The sequence below is a fragment of the Actinotalea sp. Marseille-Q4924 genome, assembly GCF_916618755.1.
Classification (GTDB): domain Bacteria; phylum Actinomycetota; class Actinomycetes; order Actinomycetales; family Cellulomonadaceae; genus Actinotalea.
The window spans coordinates 1,095,042-1,110,989 of sequence record NZ_CAKAKB010000003.1; the positions used below are offsets into that span (position 1 = coordinate 1,095,042).

General features: G+C 74.5%; 18 protein-coding genes and 2 tRNA genes. 11 read left to right on the forward strand and 9 right to left on the reverse strand.

What is annotated here, in order from left to right:
• Window positions 1-49: 49 nt before the first annotated feature.
• Window positions 50-394 carry a YtxH domain-containing protein gene (locus tag LG379_RS11825; protein ID WP_225754725.1) on the forward strand — a complete coding sequence of 115 codons (345 nt, stop codon included), beginning with the start codon at window positions 50-52 and terminating at the stop codon, window positions 392-394.
• 114 nt (window positions 395-508) lie between these two features.
• Window positions 509-706, forward strand: a complete 198-nt coding sequence (locus LG379_RS11830) for a hypothetical protein (protein WP_225754726.1) — start codon at window positions 509-511, stop codon at window positions 704-706.
• A gap of 3 nt (window positions 707-709) precedes the next feature.
• Here the strand turns inward: LG379_RS11830 and LG379_RS11835 are convergent, their stop codons facing one another.
• Genes LG379_RS11835 through aceA form a run of 3 tightly spaced genes read right to left on the reverse strand, consistent with a single transcriptional unit; the run spans window position 710 to window position 4,267 of the window.
• Window positions 710-1,093, reverse strand: coding sequence for a DoxX family protein (locus tag LG379_RS11835; protein WP_225754727.1), 384 nt, complete (start codon window positions 1,091-1,093; stop codon window positions 710-712).
• 34 nt (window positions 1,094-1,127) lie between these two features.
• Entirely contained in the window at window positions 1,128-2,858 is a 1,731-nt protein-coding gene (gene aceB / locus LG379_RS11840; RefSeq protein WP_225754728.1) for a malate synthase A, read from the reverse strand.
• On the reverse strand, window positions 2,855-4,267 hold the full coding sequence (aceA, locus tag LG379_RS11845; protein ID WP_225754729.1) for an isocitrate lyase: 1,413 nt from the start codon (window positions 4,265-4,267) through the stop codon (window positions 2,855-2,857). The genes aceB and aceA overlap by 4 nt, the downstream gene beginning before the upstream one ends.
• Window positions 4,268-4,424: 157 nt before the next feature.
• On the opposite strand from aceA, the gene LG379_RS11850 reads away from it, so the two are divergent.
• Window positions 4,425-5,891 (forward strand): helix-turn-helix domain-containing protein, encoded by a 1,467-nt coding sequence (locus LG379_RS11850; RefSeq protein ID WP_225754730.1) that lies wholly within the window; start codon window positions 4,425-4,427, stop codon window positions 5,889-5,891.
• Window positions 5,892-5,904: 13 nt separating this feature from the next.
• Here LG379_RS11850 and LG379_RS11855 read toward each other — a convergent pair whose 3' ends face one another.
• The gene (locus LG379_RS11855) at window positions 5,905-6,090 is read right to left on the reverse strand and encodes a hypothetical protein (protein WP_225754731.1); all 186 of its coding nucleotides are present in this window, start codon (window positions 6,088-6,090) and stop codon (window positions 5,905-5,907) included.
• 187 nt (window positions 6,091-6,277) lie between these two features.
• Here LG379_RS11855 and LG379_RS11860 point away from each other — a divergent pair.
• From LG379_RS11860 to LG379_RS11875, 4 genes are all read left to right on the forward strand, one after another.
• Window positions 6,278-6,351, forward strand: a tRNA-Ile gene (locus LG379_RS11860).
• Between the two features lie 129 nt (window positions 6,352-6,480).
• The gene (locus LG379_RS11865; protein ID WP_225754732.1) at window positions 6,481-6,825 is read left to right on the forward strand and encodes a hypothetical protein; all 345 of its coding nucleotides are present in this window, start codon (window positions 6,481-6,483) and stop codon (window positions 6,823-6,825) included.
• Between the two features lie 95 nt (window positions 6,826-6,920).
• Window positions 6,921-7,433, forward strand: coding sequence for a hypothetical protein (locus tag LG379_RS11870; RefSeq protein WP_225754733.1), 513 nt, complete (start codon window positions 6,921-6,923; stop codon window positions 7,431-7,433).
• Window positions 7,434-7,525: 92 nt separating this feature from the next.
• A tRNA-Asn gene (locus LG379_RS11875) sits at window positions 7,526-7,598 on the forward strand.
• Between the two features lie 214 nt (window positions 7,599-7,812).
• On the opposite strand, the gene LG379_RS11880 is transcribed toward LG379_RS11875, so the two are convergent.
• Window positions 7,813-8,142, reverse strand: a complete 330-nt coding sequence (locus tag LG379_RS11880) for an STAS domain-containing protein (protein ID WP_225754734.1) — start codon at window positions 8,140-8,142, stop codon at window positions 7,813-7,815.
• Window positions 8,143-8,278: 136 nt separating this feature from the next.
• Between LG379_RS11880 and arfB the strand changes: the two genes are divergently transcribed.
• Window positions 8,279-8,698 (forward strand): alternative ribosome rescue aminoacyl-tRNA hydrolase ArfB, encoded by a 420-nt coding sequence (gene arfB, locus LG379_RS11885; RefSeq protein WP_225754735.1) that lies wholly within the window; start codon window positions 8,279-8,281, stop codon window positions 8,696-8,698.
• A 584-nt stretch (window positions 8,699-9,282) separates the two neighbouring features.
• A complete protein-coding gene (locus LG379_RS11890) occupies window positions 9,283-9,825 on the forward strand; it encodes a L,D-transpeptidase family protein (RefSeq protein WP_370634517.1) in 543 nt (180 codons plus the stop codon).
• 50 nt (window positions 9,826-9,875) lie between these two features.
• Here the strand turns inward: LG379_RS11890 and LG379_RS11895 are convergent, their stop codons facing one another.
• Window positions 9,876-10,769, reverse strand: a complete 894-nt coding sequence (locus tag LG379_RS11895) for a DNA-3-methyladenine glycosylase (RefSeq protein ID WP_225754736.1) — start codon at window positions 10,767-10,769, stop codon at window positions 9,876-9,878.
• 32 nt (window positions 10,770-10,801) lie between these two features.
• Window positions 10,802-11,110, reverse strand: a complete 309-nt coding sequence (locus LG379_RS11900) for a hypothetical protein (RefSeq protein ID WP_225754737.1) — start codon at window positions 11,108-11,110, stop codon at window positions 10,802-10,804.
• A 143-nt stretch (window positions 11,111-11,253) separates the two neighbouring features.
• Between LG379_RS11900 and LG379_RS11905 the strand changes: the two genes are divergently transcribed.
• Together LG379_RS11905 and LG379_RS11910 are read left to right on the forward strand one after the other, a co-directional pair.
• On the forward strand, window positions 11,254-12,021 hold the full coding sequence (locus tag LG379_RS11905; protein WP_225754738.1) for a DUF554 domain-containing protein: 768 nt from the start codon (window positions 11,254-11,256) through the stop codon (window positions 12,019-12,021).
• Window positions 12,022-12,031: 10 nt separating this feature from the next.
• A complete protein-coding gene (locus LG379_RS11910; protein ID WP_225754739.1) occupies window positions 12,032-12,994 on the forward strand; it encodes an LLM class flavin-dependent oxidoreductase in 963 nt (320 codons plus the stop codon).
• Window positions 12,995-13,015: 21 nt separating this feature from the next.
• On the opposite strand, the gene LG379_RS11915 is transcribed toward LG379_RS11910, so the two are convergent.
• Entirely contained in the window at window positions 13,016-13,894 is an 879-nt protein-coding gene (locus LG379_RS11915; RefSeq protein ID WP_225754740.1) for a Cof-type HAD-IIB family hydrolase, read from the reverse strand.
• A gap of 36 nt (window positions 13,895-13,930) precedes the next feature.
• Window positions 13,931-15,895, reverse strand: a complete 1,965-nt coding sequence (gene dnaG / locus LG379_RS11920) for a DNA primase (RefSeq protein ID WP_225754741.1) — start codon at window positions 15,893-15,895, stop codon at window positions 13,931-13,933.
• Between the last annotated feature and the right edge of the window lie 53 nt (window positions 15,896-15,948).

Sequence of the window (15,948 nt, forward strand, 5' to 3'; positions counted from 1 at the left end):
GGGGACGGCGCCCTCGCGGCGCCCCCACGCGAACGAGAGGGGATCAGCGATGAAGAACAAGGCAGTGTTCCTGGCCGGCGGTGCGGTGGGCTACGTGCTCGGCACCCGTGCCGGTCGTCAGCAGTTCGAGAAGATCAAGCTCCAGGCGCAGAAGGTCTGGGAGAACCCGAAGCTGCAGGAGAAGGTGTCCGGCGTGCAGGAGCAGGCAGCCGGGTTCGTCAAGGAGAAGGCGCCGGAGCTGAAGGAGAAGCTCCCCTTCGGCGGCGGCTCAGGCGGTCAGCACGCAGCGGACGCGTCGACCGGTGCGCCCACGGCCCCGGACGAGCTCGGGACGTTCACGACCACCGGGACGGACGAGACCGAGACACCGGTCAACGGGACCAACCGCTTCTGAGCCTGAGCAGGGGCCGGGTCCGGCCGCGAGGCCGGATGCCCGTCGGGTGACGGACGAGGGTCGGGGTGCGAGCAGCGCCCCGGCCCTCGTCGCGTCTGCGGGCACACTGGTCCGGTGCAACCGCTGACCCTCGCCCTGGGCGCCGTGCTCACCCTCGCCGGCGCCGCCCTGCTCGTCATCGCCTACCGGCAGGGTCAGGCGGGCCGGGCCGAGGACGAGCGCCGGACGTTCCGCCTCGCGGTCGCCGGCCTCGCCGGTGGTTCGCTCCTCTTCCTCGTCACGACGGTGATGAGCACGCCCGTCGCCGGCTGAGGGCTACCGCCCCTCTCTCGCCACCCGTGCCGCCCACAGCACGAGGGGCACCTGCAGGGGCAGCCGCGCCCAGGCGACCACCCGGTACGCCCGGCTCCCGCGACCCGACCGCACCGCCATGGTGACGTTGCCGGGGAAGACGGCGACGAGGAGCGCGGCCGCCGCCCACCCGCCCTGCCGCCGGGTCGCCGGGTGCGCGAGGGCCCCCGCGCACGCGAGCTCGGCCACGCCGCTGCCCAGGACCCACGCGCGCGGCGACCCCAGCCGCCGCGGGATGAGGTGCTCGAAGGGTCGTGGCCTGACCAGGTGCAGCGCGCCGGCGGCGCCGAGCAGGGCCGCCAGGCCGACGGCCCTGCTCGAGGTGGCTCCGGACGGGAGGGTCGTCATCGGCACACGGTATCCGCGCCGTGCGCGGCGCGGCTCACCCCTGCCGGTCCTGCACGGGTGAGTCCTGCGCGAGCCCGACGAGGTGCTGCGAGTACGCGCACAACGTCAGGAACGTCGGGAACTCCTCCTCGAGCGCGACCTGGCGCAGGACGTCGGCGGCGTCGTCGTAGCGGTCGCCGTCGTGCCGAGGCAGCCGCCCCAGGACGTCGGCCAGGACCCACTCGACGTAGCGGCGCGTGATGCGCGTGCCGTCCGTCGTGACGACCTCGTGGTGGATCCACTGCCACAGCTGGGACCGGGAGATCTCGGCGGTGGCGGCGTCCTCCATGAGGTGGTCGATCGCGGCCGCACCCGTCCCGCGGAGCCACGACTCGACATACCGCAGCGCGACGGAGACGTTGCTGCGCACGCCCGAGCTGGTGACCTGCCCGGCCGCAGAACCGACGTCGAGAAGGTCCCGAGCGGTCACGGCGACGTCGTCGCGCAGCAGGTGCAGCTGGTGCGGCCGCGCGCCGAGCACCTCGTCGAAGACCTCTCGGGCGACCGGCACCAGGTCGGGGTGCGCCACCCACGTGCCGTCGTAGCCGGCCGCCGCCTCCCGCTCCTTGTCCGCCCGCACCTGCTCCAGCGCCCGTGCGGTGACCTGCGGGTCGCGGCGGTCGGGGATGAAGGCCGACATGCCCCCGATCGCGTGCGCGCCCCGGCGGTGGCAGGTGGCGACGAGCAGCTCGGTGTACGCACGCATGAACGGCACGGTCATGGTCAGGGTCGACCGGTCCGGCAGGACGTACCGGCGCCCGCGGGACCGGAAGGTCTTGATGACGCTGAACAGGTAGTCCCAGCGTCCCGCGTTGAGGCCGGCGCAGTGGTCCCGCAGCTCCCAGAGGATCTCCTCCATCTCGAACGCCGCGGGCAGCGTCTCGATGAGGACCGTCGCGCGGATCGTGCCGTGCGGCAGGCCGAGCAGGTCCTGCGCCGCGACGAAGACGTCGTTCCACAGGCGCGCCTCGAGGTGGCTCTCGAGCTTCGGCAGGTAGAGGTACGGGCCGCGACCGGCGTCCACGAGGAGCCGGGCGTTGTGGAAGAGGTACAGACCCGCGTCCACGAGGCTCGCCGACGCCGCCACCTCCTGCCCGGACCGGTCCGCGAACGCGAGGTGCTTCTCCGCGAGGTGCCAGCCGCGGGGTCGCATGACGACGGTGGGCGTCCGCGGCCCGACGCGGTACTCCTTGCCCTCCGGCGTGGTGAAGTCCAGCTGTCCGCGGAAGGCGTCGTACAGGCTGAGCTGACCGCCGACGACGTTCTGCCACGTCGGCGACGTCGCGTCCTCCAGGTCGGCGAGCCAGACCTGCGCGCCGGAGTTGAGCGCGTTGACGGTCATCTTCCGATCCGTCGGGCCGGTGATCTCCACGCGCCGGTCCTCCAGGCCGGGGCCGGGGCCGGCGACCCGCCACGTGCGGTCGGCGCGCAGGTGCGCGGTGTGCGGCAGGAAGCCGGGGTCCACGCCGTCGGCGAAACGCTGCCGCCGCTCCTGGCGCAGCGCGAGGAGCTCGTTGCGGCGGGCGAGGAACCGGGTGTGGAGCTCGGCGACGAACGCCAGCGCGTCCGCGGTGAGGACCTCCGGTGACCCCGGCACCTGCGGACCCAGGACGCGCAGCGTGGCGGTCCTGCCGGTGGTGGTCGAGGAGGTGGTCGACGGGCTCGTCGACCGGGTCGGCGCCGGGACGCCGCCGGTCGTCGTGCGCGGGAACGTCGTCGTCGTCATCGCTGCTGCCCTCCGTGGTGCGGACCTGCGTGCGGGGAGGACGGCCCGGTGAACTGGGCCGTCTCGGTCGAGCCGGCCATGGCCGTCGTCGTGCTGGTGGGGTCGATCGTGGTGGCGACCCGGTCGAAGTAGCCGGTGCCGACCTCCCGCTGGTGCCGGGTGGCGGTGTAGCCGACCGCCTCGTCGGCGAGCTCCGCCTCCTGGAGCTCGACGTACGCGGACATGCCCCTCACCGCGTAGTCGCGGGCGAGCGTGAACATCGAGTGGTTGAGCGCGTGGAAGCCGGCCAGGGTGATGAACTGGAAGCGGTAGCCGTACGCGGCCAGCTCGCGCTGGAAGCGCGCGATCGTGGCGTCGTCGAGGTGGGCCCGCCAGTTGAACGACGGCGAGCAGTTGTACGCCAGGAGCTTGCCCGGGAAGCGGGCGTGGATGCGCTCGGCGAACTCGCGGGCCAGCGCGAGGTCCGGCTCGCCGGTCTCGACCCAGAGCATGTCCGCGTACTCGGCGTACACGAGGCTGCGCGCGACGACCGCGTCCAGGCCGGGCCGGACCCGGTGGTAGCCCTCGGCGGTGCGCTCCCCGGTGAGGAACGGGTGGTCGCGCTCGTCGACGTCGGAGGTGAGCAGGTCGGCGCCGAGGGCGTCGGTCCGCGCGACGACGACGGTGGGGACGTCCGCCACGTCCGCCGCGAGCCGGGCGGCACTGAGGGTGCGGACGTGCTGCGACGTCGGCACGAGGACCTTGCCGCCGAGGTGCCCGCACTTCTTCTCCGCGGCGAGCTGGTCCTCCCAGTGCACGCCGGCCGCACCCGCGGCGATCATGCCGCGCATGAGCTCGTAGGCGTTGAGCGGGCCGCCGAACCCCGCCTCGGCGTCCGCGACCACCGGGGCGAGCCACTGGCGGCTGGGCACGCCGCGCTCGGCGGTCTCGATCTGGTCGGCCCGCAGCAGCGCGTTGTTGATGCGGCGCACGACCGCGGGCACGGAGTCCGCCGGGTAGAGGCTCTGGTCGGGGTACGTCTGGCCGGAGAGGTTCGCGTCCGCCGCGACCTGCCAGCCGGAGAGGTAGATCGCCTCCAGGCCGGCGCGCACCTGCTGGACGGCCTGGTTGCCCGTGAGGGCACCGAGGGCCGCCACGAGGTCCCGCGAGTGCAGCAGCTCCCACAGACGCTCCGCGCCGCGGCGCGCGAGCGTGTGCTCCTCCCCCACCGACCCGCGCAGCGCGACGACGTCGTCCGGCGTCCAGTCTCGCCGGACCCCGGCCCAGCGCGGGTCCTCCGCCCAGGCCCGGGCGAGCGCGTCGGCGTCGCGACGGTGGTCCGCGCGGCCCCCCGGTGCCGCCCCCTGCGCGGCGCCGACGACGCCCGTGCCTCCGGCCCGGGTGGTGGTGGTCTCGTACGTGGTCGTCATGGCCTTCTCCTCGATGTCGAGCGGTCGCCTCGTCGGCTGTGTGCACCACGGTGGGGCAAGGTCAACCGCTCTTGACCGACGCGAGGAGCAGAAGAACCCGCGTTCTTCTACGCAGGAGAACCTCCCGGCGACGACGGCCGCCGTGCCACCGTGAGTCATGGCACCGGCACCCCTGACCCCGGCCGCGCCCCGCACGGCGGTCGACCCGCTCGTCATCGGACGGCGGGTGCGCCACCTGCGCACGCACCGCGGCATGACCCTCGAGCACCTGGGCGCCGCCGTCGGGCGCGCACCGTCGCAGCTCTCGGTCCTGGAGAACGGGCGTCGTGAGGCCCGGCTCTCGCTGCTGGAGCAGGTCGCCACCGCGCTCGGGGTGACCCTGGCCGACCTGCTGTCGCCCGAGCCGCCCAGCCGCCGTGCCGCCCTCGAGATCGAGCTGGAGCGCGCGCAGCGCGGGCCGCTGCACGCCGCGCTGGGCCTGCCGCAGGTGAAGGCGGGCAGGTCGCTGCCGACGGACGCGCTGGAGGCGATCGTCGGGCTGCAGCGGGAGATCGGCCGCCTGCTCACCGAGCGCGCCGCCACCCCGGAGGAGGCACGCCGCGCGAACACCGAGCTGCGCGCCACCATGCGTGACCAGGACAACTGGTTCGGCGACCTCGAGGTCCACGCGCGCGAGCTGCTGGCCGCCGTCGGGCACCGGGGCGGTCCCCTCTCGCAGCGCGCGACCGCCGAGATCGCCGCCCACCTCGGCTTCACGCTGCACCACGTGCACGACCTGCCGCACTCGACGCGGTCCGTGACCGACACGGCACACGGGCGCATCTACCTGCCTCAGGCGCCCAGCGCGTCCACCGACCCGCGGTCCGTCGTCCTGCAGGCCCTCGCGGCCCACGTCCTGGGGCACGGCGAGCCCGCCGACTACGGCGACTTCCTGCGGCAGCGGGTCCAGACGAACTACCTGGCCGCGGCGCTGCTCGTGCCCGAGGAGGCCGCCGTCGCGATGCTGAGCACCGCCAAGGACGAGCGGCGCCTGTCGGTGGAGGACCTGCGGGACGCGTTCGGCGTGCCGTACGAGACGGCGGCGCACCGGTTCACGAACCTCGCCACCAAGCACCTGGGCATCCCGGTGCACTTCATGAAGGTCCACGAGGACGGCACCCTGCACAAGGCGTACGAGAACGACGGCGTCCGCTTCCCCAGCGACGCGCTGGGCGCGATCGAGGGCCAGCCGGTGTGCCGGCGGTGGACGGCCCGCGTGGTGTTCGCGGTGCCCGACCGGTTCAGCCCCTACTACCAGTACACCGACACCTCGACGGGCACGTACTGGTGCACCTCACGCGTCCAGGCCGGCGGGGACGGGACCTTCTCGGTGAGCGTGGGCGTGCCGTTCGCCCAGGTGCGGTGGTTCCGCGGGAGGGAGACCACGGAGCGTGCCGTGTCGCGGTGCCCGGAGCCCGAGTGCTGCCGCCGCCCGCCCGGCGAGCTCGCCGCGCGGTGGGAGGGCCGCGCCTGGCCGGCGGCCCGCCCGCACGCGAGCATGCTCGCGGCCCTGCCGGTCGGCGCGTTCCCGGGCGTCGACCAGACGGAGGTCTTCACGTTCCTGGAACGGCATGCGCCGTCGTGAGCAGCGGACCGGCTCAGCGCGGCTCGCGCTGGCGGAACTCCTCGATCATCTGGCGTGCCTGGAGCCGGTACAGCTGTTCCAGGTCGCGCCGCAGGAGCGCCTGCCGCTCAGGCTCCGCGCGGTCCAGCTGCGCTCGCCGGATGGCGTCGCGCGCGGCGCGCACGTCCGCATCCGTCACCATCACCACGAGGTCGTCCATGGTCGCAGTCTGTGCGGATCCGGTTGCCGCGACCAGCAGCGGGACGGATTTTCACCCGCATGACCGCGACAAACGTGTCGAACCGGGCGCACGACTGTCAGGCGTCGGCGCGGGCGCCCACTCCTGGCTCGCGGGCCGCGGGCGCCGCTCGGGTGTGAGCGCCCGCTGCTAGCCTGACGCACCGCGAGGGCCAGTAGCTCAGCCGGTCAGAGCAGCGGACTCATAATCCGTCGGTCGTGGGTTCAAGCCCCACCTGGCCCACCCTCGGGCGTAGTAGCTCGGCTGATGCTCAACGGTGTCGCGTCGGCGGACGACGGTGCCCGCCGCGCGCCCGACGCCCACCCTCCTTAGGGTCGATCGGGTCCGCACCCGTCCCACGAGGAGGTCCTCATGAGTGACGTCCCAGCACGCGACGCCCTGCCGATCCCTGACTACGACCACCTGCCGGTCACCGGCCTCGCCCACCGCATCCGATCGCTCGAGGCAGAGGACGTGGACAGCCTCATCTCGTACGAGCGCGCTCACGGCGGCCGACTGCCGGTCCTGCAGGTCCTCGAGATCCGCCTCCGGGAGCTGGCCGACGGCGCCGTGCCGTCCGGCGGCGACGCGGCGGGCCTCTCCCCCGCCGCGGCACCCGCGCCAGACGGCGGCAGCAAGGTCGGCCCCGACACGCAGGGCCCCGCGCAGAACCCGCCGTCGCATGGCGTGCCGACGAACCCCGCCCAGCCGCGCTGAACGCCCGGCGCCTGGCCTTGCCGCCGGGCGACCGCGCCGGCCGGGAACGCCGAGGGCATGGCACGCGGAGGCATGGCACCACCTACCGTGGTGCCATGCCTCTCCTGCGTCGCCGACGCCCCCCACTGCCCGACGACGTCCGTGACCGGTTGGGGCTCGCCGAGAGGGACAGGCCGCTGGCCGTGGGTCGGACGACGAACGACGGCTGGGTCGTGGCGACGCGCGCCGTCCTCGTCGTGCTGGACGGGGCGGAGGTGCTGCGCCGGGCGTGGGTCGACGTCGACGGCGCGCGCCTGGACCCGGCGACCGGGGACCTCACCGTCACCTGGGTGGACGGCACGCCGACGACGCGGATCCCGCTGGTCGCCGAGGCGGCGCGGGACCTCGCCCGTGCCGTCCACGACCGCGTGCAGTCCTCGGTGGTCCACGGCGAGAAGGTGGAGCTCGGCGGCGGGCGCACCGTGCGGGTCGTCCTGCGCCGGACCGACGACGGCTCGCTGATCACCCAGGTGATCGGGGCCGGTGACGTCGACCTCGGTGACCCGCGGACGGCCGCGGCCGTGGACGCCGCCGAGGCCCGGGTCCGCGAGGCCGCAGGCCTGCGCTGAGGTGCTGCGCGGCCCTCCCGGACGTGGTGGCCGGCGCGACACGCCGGTGTCCTGCCACCCGTGGAGTTCAGGTAGCATTGCCAACCGCGCGATCCCGCGTAGCTCAATTGGCAGAGCATCCGACTGTTAATCGGACGGTTACTGGTTCGAGTCCAGTCGCGGGAGCAACACGAGAACGGCCCCTCACCAGCGGAAGCGCTGACCGAGGGGCCTTCGTCTTTCCCGAACCTGCGATACAGGTGCGACAGGCGAGAGAACCCCCGGGCTTCGCGTGCCATCCGGGAGCTTCCCCGCCGACGGTGCCGCTGATGGACCGCCGGGGCGGGACGACGAGCACCGCCCTCACCCCGGGGACCACTGTCAGGGTGGTGCTACCGCGTCAGGGCTCCATCAGGGGCAGCGCGTCTATCCCGGTGATCCGCAGAAGTCGATCCAGCATGGGTGGCGCGTCCAGGACCCGCGGGCGCTCGGGAACGGACTGTGCCAGGAGCGACAGGCAGCCGACCGCGGACGAGTCGATGAACGTGAGCTCGGCACACTCCACGTCGACGGGCAGGCCGGCGCTGACGACATGATCGATGGCCGTGTGCAGGTCCGGGACGAGGACGACGTCGACCTCACCGACCAGGATCAGCGAGGCGCGCTCGTGCCCGAGGGCGACGTCGACACGTCCCTGCGGGAGCGGAGACGGAGGCTCGGTCCTGCTCACGGGCTGCATCGTCGCTCCACAGGCTCGGTCCCAGCTGGTCCTCTGGTGATCGAGAGGCTACGCCGCGCGCATGCCGGTGCATACCGCCGACCGAGGTCGAGCATGCGCTCGGTCGGAGGGATGGGACGATCGCTGCATGAGGACCGGGATCACGGTGACGCCCTCCCTGGTCATCCCGCGCGCCGAGCTCGCGGTCCGGTTCTCCCGGTCCTCCGGTCCGGGCGGTCAGGGGGTCAACACCACCGACTCGCGCGTCGAGCTCCTGTGGGACGTCAGGTCCTCCTCGGTCCTCACCGACGCCCAGCGGGAGCGGCTCGTCGACCGCCTCGGTGCACGCCTGGTGGACGGCGTGCTCACCGTCACGGCATCCGAGCACCGCGAGCAGCGCCGCAACCGGGCTGCCGCCGAGAGCCGGCTGGCTGCGCTCGTCGCCGCGGCGATCAGCCCGCCCGCGGCCGAGCGCCGAGCGACCCGCCGGACCCGAGGGTCCAACGAGCGTCGACTCGCGGCCAAGAAGCACCGGTCGGAGGTCAAGCGCCTGAGGTCACCCGACTAGACGGTCTGCCACGCCGTGCACATGCAGGACCCAACGATCCGGGCCGCCCGCACGTAAGGATAGGTAGCGGTCGGCACGCGGCCGTCCGAGCTGGGGGTAGCCATGTCGATCCACGCCACGTCGTCGTCTGCCGGGACGAGGCGACAGAGGGCACTGGCCGGTGCGCTCGGGGTCCTCGTCGGCGCGGTGGCCTCGTTGTCCGGCTGCACCACGGCGCCGGGCGCGCCGGGAGCGGCGGCGACGTCCGCTCCGTCGGCTCGCCCGTCCCCCGGCGACGCCTCCTCCCCCGCACCGGTGGACCCACCCCACCCGTCACGAGCAGCCCACCAGCGGAGCCGACGCCCCCATCCGAGCCCACCCCATCAGCCGAGCCCACCCCACCGGTCGAGCCCACCCCACCGGTCGAGGCGACCCCACCCGTCGAACCCCCGGTCGAGCCGAGCGAGACCGTCCCACCCGCACCGCCGGCGCCGGAGCCGACCGAGGAGGCGTCCCCAGCTGCCCCGGCGAACCCCGAGCCCGCCGCACTGCGTCGCGGGGACGCCGGCGAGGCCGTCCTGGCCCTGCAGCAGCGCCTCGACGAGCTGGGCTACTTCATCGCCCGTGTCGACGGCGAGTTCGGTGCCGGCACGCAGCAGGCCGTGTGGGCGCTCCAGAAGGTCGCCGGGCTGACCCGGGACGGGATCGTCGGCCCGGCGACGAGCGCCGCCCTCGATGCCGGGGTGCGCCCGACACCGCGCACCACAGCTGGTCGGGTGATCGAGATCGACCTGGACCGCCAGATCCTGCTCGCCGTCGACGACGGGGTCGTCACGCGCATCGTCAACGCGTCGTCAGGGAACGGTGAGACGTACACCGCTCAGGGCCGTCAGCTGCAGGCCATCACACCGACGGGCAGCTACGAGCTGGTCCGGCAGATCGACGGGATGCACGAGTCGACGCTCGAGCTGGGATCGATGTACCGACCGAAGTACTTCCACAAGGGATGGGCCGTCCACGGCTCGACCTCCGTGCCGCCCTGGCCCGCCTCCCACGGGTGCGTCCGTGTGTCGAATGCCGCGATGAACTGGATCTGGGACGCCTGGGGGGCGCCCCTGGGCACCCCGGTGGTCGTCCACAGGAGCTGACACCGCCCTGGACGGGCCCTGGGCCGGACGCGTCGGCGGGCGGGTCGCCCTTACGCCCGCACGGCCGCCGACGCCCACAGGTGGTGCAGCGCGTACGACCGCCAGGGTGCCCACCCCTGCGCCAGGTCGCCCGCGCCCACCGGGTCCGACGCGCACCCGAGGCGGCGCAGCGCGTTCCGCACGCCGACGTCCGTCGGCAGGAAGACGTCCCCGTCCCCCAGGGCGCGCATCCTGATGTAGCCCGCCGTCCAGGGACCGACCCCCGGGAGGGCGAGGAGCCGACGCTCCACCTCGTCAGGATCCTCGTCCGGGACCAGCCGCAGCGCGCCCGCGGCGGCGCCCGCCGCGAGCGCCTGGAGGGTGCGGCGACGGCTGGTCGGCATGGCGGGCAGCTGCTCCTCCCCCGCACGAGCCAGGGTCGCCATGTCCGGGAACACGTGCGTCAGGCCGTCGCGCGGGGCGGAGAGCGGCTCCCCCAGGGTCGCGACCAGACGCCCCGCGAGCGTCCGCGCCGCCGCCACCGACACCTGCTGACCGAGCACCGCCCGCACGGCGAGCTCGTCACCGTCCGCAGCGCCCGGCGAGCGCCGCCCCGGGGCGTCGGACACCAGCGGTGCGAGCAGCGGGTCCGCGCCCAGGTGGGCGTCGACGAGGACCGGGTCGGCGTCGAGGTCGAGCAGCCGCCGCAGCCGCCGCACCGCCTCGGGCACGTCGCCGCGGTCGCTCGGCCACAGAGTGCACTCGAGGTGCGGCGGCCCCGCCCGCGTCCCGGGGCGGACCTCCGCCACGGCAGGACCGCCGGACAGCCGCAGCACCCGGCGGTACGTGTCGCCGTCGACCACCTCGATGCCGGCGATCGCCCGCGCGCCGAGGAAGGCCATGAGGCCGTCGTGGTGCAGCGGTGGCCGGTACGGCAGGCGGACAGTGACGGCACCGGCATCCATGGCCCGAGTCTGGCCGACCCGGACCGGGAGTCTCAGCCGACCGGGACGGCCGAGCGCCAGCCCTCGCCGGCCGGCTCGACACCCTCCGGCAGGTCGACCGTCGCCACCACGACGTTCGTGCCGGTGCCGGAGACCTTCTCCCACCGGCTGCCGTAGCAGAGGTCCACGCGCACGTCGGGCGGCGACGCCGCAAGGTCCGCCTGGTCGAGCAGCTCCGTGGTGCCGTCCTCGGAGTCGGCGGCCCAGTACACCGTGGCGTGAGGGTGGTAGCTGGCCCACTCCCACTTCCAGCGGCGCTGGACCTGCTCCCAGTGGCAGAGGGTCTCCGTCGTGTCGGACATGTGCGTCGTCACCTCCTGGAGCGCGAGCGCCCCGTCGCGCCCGCGTCGCTCCGATCGTCGCACTCCCCGGCGCGCGCGTCACGGACCAATGACCCTGGTCCACCTCGTCCTGCGCCCCGCCTGCCACCGCCTAGAGTTCCCGCGTGGACGGCGCGTTCCCGGGCCTCGGGACCCTCATCAACATGACGACGATCGTCGTCGGCTCCCTTGTCGGGATCGCGGTCGGGAACCGGCTGCACGCGCGCACGCGCGGCGTCGTCACCGACAGCCTGGGCCTCGTCACGCTGCTCATCGCCGCACTGTCCGCGGTCGCCGTCACCGACGCCGCCTACGTCGACGCCCTGCCCACGGGCGCGCCGGTCCTCGTCGTCCTGGGCTCCCTGCTCGTGGGCGGCATCACCGGGTCGCTCCTGCGGCTGGAGGAGCGGCTCGCAGGCCTGGGCGGCAAGGTCCACACCTGGACCGCGCGCCGGTGGAGCGGCGCGGACCTCGCCGGCCGTGAACGGTTCATCGAGGGCTGGCTCTCCGCATCCCTGCTCTTCTGCATCGGCCCGCTCGCGGTGCTGGGCAGCCTCTCCGACGGCCTGGGCCGCGGGATCGAGCAGCTGCTGCTCAAGTCCGTGCTGGACGGGTTCGCCGCCCTCGCCTTCGCCTCGACGTTCGGCGTCGGCGTCCTCATGTCCGCCCTCTCCGTCGGCGTCGTGCAGGGCGCGCTCACCGTGCTGGGCATGCTGCTCGGCCAGTTCCTCCCCGAGCCGCACATCGCCGCGCTCACGGCGACCGGCGGGCTGCTCCTCGTCGGGATCGCCCTGCGCCTGCTGCGCGTCCGTGAGGACCTCCCCGTCGCCGCGATGCTGCCCGCCCTGGTCGTCGCGCCCCTGCTGACGGAGCTCGTGCTCCGGCTCTCCTGAGGAGGAAGTCATGACGTCCCACCCGATGAGCGTGGGAGCCCTGCTCCCCCGCGACCTGCCCGCCCGCGACCTGCCGGCCTTCGTGCGCGACACCGAGGCGCTCGGATTCGACGAGCTCTGGGTGGTCGAGGACTGCTTCTTCCGCGGCGGCATCGCACAGGCGGCCGTGGCGCTCGCGACGACGTCGACCCTGCGCGTCGGCGTCGGCATCCTGCCCGCAGCGGCCCGCAACGTCGCGTTCGAGGCGCTGGAGCTCGGCACGCTCGCGGAGCTCTACCCCGGGCGGCTCGTCGCCGGCGTGGGACACGGCATGCCCGGGTGGATGCGCCAGGTGGGCGCGTGGCCCGCCAGCGCCCTGACGCTCCTCGAGGAGCACCTCACCGCCCTGCGTTCCCTCCTGCACGGCGAGGAGGTGACGACGCACGGACGCTACGTCCGGCTCGACGCCGTCCGGCTCGAGTCCCCGCCCGCGGTGCCGCCGCCCGTCCTGGCCGGTGTGCGCGGGCCCCGCTCGCTGGCGGTGGCCGGGCAGCGCGCCGACGGCGTCGTGCTCGCCGAGCCCGGCACGCCGGCGTACGTCCGCGCCGCGCGGGAGCAGGCGGGTGGCGGCGCCGGGCTGCGCGTCGTCGCCTACGAGGTCGCGGCCGTCGACGACGACGCCGCGGTCGCCCGGGACCGCGCGCGGGTGGCGCTGCGCTGGGTGGGAGAGGCGGACGCGGCGGCGCACCTCGTGGGTCTGCCGTTCGCCGAGGAGCTGACGGAGCTGTGCGCCCGGCACGCGGACGTCGCCGCCTTCGCCGCCGCGCTGCCCGACGCCTGGGTCGACGAGCTCGCCGTCGTCGGCACGCCCGAGGACGCGCGGCGCCGCCTGGGTGATCTCAGCAGCGCGGGGGCCGACGCCGTGGTCCTGCTCCCGGCCGGGCCGGACCCGCTCGCCGCCCTGCACTCCCTCGCCCGGGTCCTGCCCGCCTGACGCGGCTCCGGGCGGCCGCGATCAGCGGTCCGGCAGCGGAGCGACCCCGGGGAGGTCGATCCCGAGCAGCCCCGCGACGGTCCGCACCACCCCGTCGTCCGTGTGCGGCGGAGCGACGAAGCGCGCCCGACTCAGCACCTCCGGATGGGCGTTCGCCATGGCGAAGGACAGCCCGGCCGCCTCGAGCATCTCCACGTCGTTGAGGTAGTCGCCGAATGCCATGGTCTGCGCCGGCGTGATGCCGTACGCCTCCTGCAGCCGGCGGACGGCGGCACCCTTGTGGGTGGTCGCACCCAGCACGTCCACCCAGTGCGCGCCGGAGACCACCACCTGGTGAGTGCTTCGGAAGGCCTGCAGCGCCGGCACCACGGTGTCCTCGGCCGACGCGAAGTCGAAGACGGCGACCTTGAGCACGTCGTCGTCGACCGCGAGCACGTCGTCCACCACCGTCAGCAGCGTGTAGTAGCGGTCCGCCTCGGTACGGAAGGCGGCGTCGCGCCGCTCGACGTAGGCCGACCGCTTCCCGCACACGACGACGCCGACGTCCGCACCTGAGCCCGCCAGCCCCCGGACCGCGCTGACGACCTGCAGGACGACGTCACGCTCCAGCACGTCGGAGCTGATCTCGCGGCCGCCGCGCGCGACGTACGCGCCGTTCTCGGCGATGAAGGGCAGGTCCGCGCCGGCGTCGCCGAAGCGCGCCGCGAGGTTCGCGTACTGCCGACCGCTCGCCGGGCAGAACAGCACGTCCCGGCGGGCGAGCTCCTCCAGGAGCGGCCCCAGCGCCTGCGGGAGCTCGTGGTCGGCGTCCAGGAGCGTCCCGTCCATGTCGACGGCGACCAGCCGGACGTCGGCGACCTCGTCGGGCGCGGGCAGGGACAGGGCCGGTGCGACAGTCATCCCACCATTGTCCGTCATGTCCGGCGCTGCGGTGCCCTACGCGTCCTGGCGCAGGGCGCGCCGCCGGCTCTCCAGCGCGATGAGGTCGGCGAACGCCGCCTGGTACGCCTCGACCTCCCGCTGCGGGTCCATCCGCTGCAGGCGGCCCCGCAGGTCGGCGATGCGCCGGGTGATGCCGAGGTCCACCAGGGCGGTGACCACCCCGCGCGCGTAGCCGTCGACGGCGTCCGGCCGGTCCTCCGGGAGCGGTGTGACGGCCAGCTCGAGGACGAGCGGCTGCACGGGCAGCGCCGCCTCCTCCCGGACCCGGTCCACCCACGCGGCGGGTGAGCCGCCGGCGGCGGACGTCAGACCGCCGGCCGCGCGGATCGCCTCGTGCACCGCCCGGAACGCCGGGACGGTGAACGCGTCGGGGGCGAGGTCGTCCACCGCGGCGGCGTCGACGGCGCCGGGGTGCTGCAGCAGCACCTCCAGGGCGTTGCGCTCGAGCTTCGCCACGGGGTCGGTCCGGTCCGGTCCGACCAGGCGCGGCCGGGCGGGGGCGCCGTCGGGGCCCGCACCGCCGGGCCGCTCCCCCGGGCCGGGCATGGTCGGGTGACGGCGGCCGGGCTCGGACCCGCGCTCCCCGCCGTCACGGGACCGGCGCGCGGCCGCGCTCACCTCACGCAGCACCGTCTCCGCCTCCATCCCGAGCCAGCCGGCGAGCATCCGGCCGTACTCCGGGCGCAGGGCCGCGTCCCGGATGCCGGCGACCACCGGCGCCGAGGCGCGCAGCGCGGCGACCCGGCCCTCGACGGTGTCCAGGTCGTGCCGGCGCAGCGTCGAGCGGATGACGAACTCGAAGAGCGGCTGCCGACCAGCGACGAGCGCCTGCACCGCGTCGGGGCCCTTCTCCTGACGCAGCTCGCACGGGTCCATGCCGCTCGGCTCCACCGCGACGAACGTCTGCGCGTAGAACTTCTGGTCCTCGCCGAACGCGCGCAGGGCGGCCTTCTGGCCGGCCTCGTCCCCGTCGAACGTGAAGACGACCTCGCCGCCCGTCGACGCCCCGGACGCGAGCTGCACCCCGCCGCCGGCCGACGTGTCCCCCAGCAGCCGGCGCACGATGCGCGCGTGGTCCGGCCCGAACGCGGTCCCGCAGGTCGCGACGGCGGTCGGCACGCCGGACAGGTGCGCCGCCATGACGTCGGTGTACCCCTCGACGACGACGACCTGGCGCCGCTTGGCGATCTCCCGCTTGGCCAGGTCGATGCCGTACAGGACCTGCGCCTTCTTGTAGAGCGCGGTGTCCGGGCTGTTGAGGTACTTCGGGCCCTGGTCCTCCTCGAGCAGGCGACGCGCCCCGAACCCGACGACGTCACCGGTGACGTCGCGGATCGGCCACATCAGGCGGCCCCGGAACCGGTCGTACACCCCCCGGTTGCCCTGGCTGAGCAGGCCGGACACGGTCAGCTCCGCCTCGGTGAAGCCCTTGGACCGCAGGTGCCGCAGCAGGTGGTCCCAGCCCTGCGGCGCGAAGCCGACCCCGAACTGCTCCGCGGCGGAGCGGTCGAACCCGCGCTCGGCGAGGAACTGCCGGCCGACGGCGGCCCCGGGCGTGAGCAGCTGCTCGGCGTAGAACGCCGCCGCGTGCCGATGCGCCTCGAGCAGCCGCTGACGGCGACCCGGCTCCTCGCCCGGGCGGACGGCGCCGCCCTCCTCGTACTGGAGCTGCACCCCGACGCGGCCGGCGAGGTGCTCGACGGCCTCGGTGAAACCCAGGCCGTCGATCTTCTGCAGGAACGAGATGACGTCCCCGCCCTCGCCGCAGCCGAAGCAGTGCCAGAAGCCGACCTGGGGCCGGACGTGGAAGGAGGGGCTCCGATCGTCGTGGAAGGGGCACAGCCCCTTGAGCGACCCGACGCCCGCGGGCTTGAGCGTGACGTGCTCGCCGACGACCTCCTCGATCCGGGCGCGCTCACGGACCGTCGTCACGTCCTCGCGTCGGATCCGTCCAGCCACGGCGCGAGTCTAGGCCGCGGGACGCGCCGCCCGGGCCGGGGCGCGGGCCCCCT

What these genes read in the sequence shown, in the direction of transcription:
- LG379_RS11895 (WP_225754736.1), bottom strand. Translation starts at nt 10,769, where the DNA reads ATGGATGCCGGTGCCGTCACTGTCCGCCTGCCGTACCGGCCACCGCTG.
- LG379_RS11900 (WP_225754737.1), bottom strand. Translation starts at nt 11,110, where the DNA reads ATGTCCGACACGACGGAGACCCTCTGCCACTGGGAGCAGGTCCAGCGC.
- LG379_RS11855 (WP_225754731.1), bottom strand. Translation starts at nt 6,090, where the DNA reads ATGGACGACCTCGTGGTGATGGTGACGGATGCGGACGTGCGCGCCGCG.
- LG379_RS11835 (WP_225754727.1), bottom strand. Translation starts at nt 1,093, where the DNA reads ATGACGACCCTCCCGTCCGGAGCCACCTCGAGCAGGGCCGTCGGCCTG.
- aceB (WP_225754728.1), bottom strand. Translation starts at nt 2,858, where the DNA reads ATGACGACGACGACGTTCCCGCGCACGACGACCGGCGGCGTCCCGGCG.
- LG379_RS11910 (WP_225754739.1), top strand. Translation starts at nt 12,032, where the DNA reads ATGACGTCCCACCCGATGAGCGTGGGAGCCCTGCTCCCCCGCGACCTG.
- LG379_RS11865 (WP_225754732.1), top strand. Translation starts at nt 6,481, where the DNA reads ATGAGTGACGTCCCAGCACGCGACGCCCTGCCGATCCCTGACTACGAC.
- LG379_RS11825 (WP_225754725.1), top strand. Translation starts at nt 50, where the DNA reads ATGAAGAACAAGGCAGTGTTCCTGGCCGGCGGTGCGGTGGGCTACGTG.
- aceA (WP_225754729.1), bottom strand. Translation starts at nt 4,267, where the DNA reads ATGACGACCACGTACGAGACCACCACCACCCGGGCCGGAGGCACGGGC.
- LG379_RS11870 (WP_225754733.1), top strand. Translation starts at nt 6,921, where the DNA reads ATGCCTCTCCTGCGTCGCCGACGCCCCCCACTGCCCGACGACGTCCGT.
- LG379_RS11850 (WP_225754730.1), top strand. Translation starts at nt 4,425, where the DNA reads ATGGCACCGGCACCCCTGACCCCGGCCGCGCCCCGCACGGCGGTCGAC.
- arfB (WP_225754735.1), top strand. Translation starts at nt 8,279, where the DNA reads ATGAGGACCGGGATCACGGTGACGCCCTCCCTGGTCATCCCGCGCGCC.
- LG379_RS11915 (WP_225754740.1), bottom strand. Translation starts at nt 13,894, where the DNA reads ATGACTGTCGCACCGGCCCTGTCCCTGCCCGCGCCCGACGAGGTCGCC.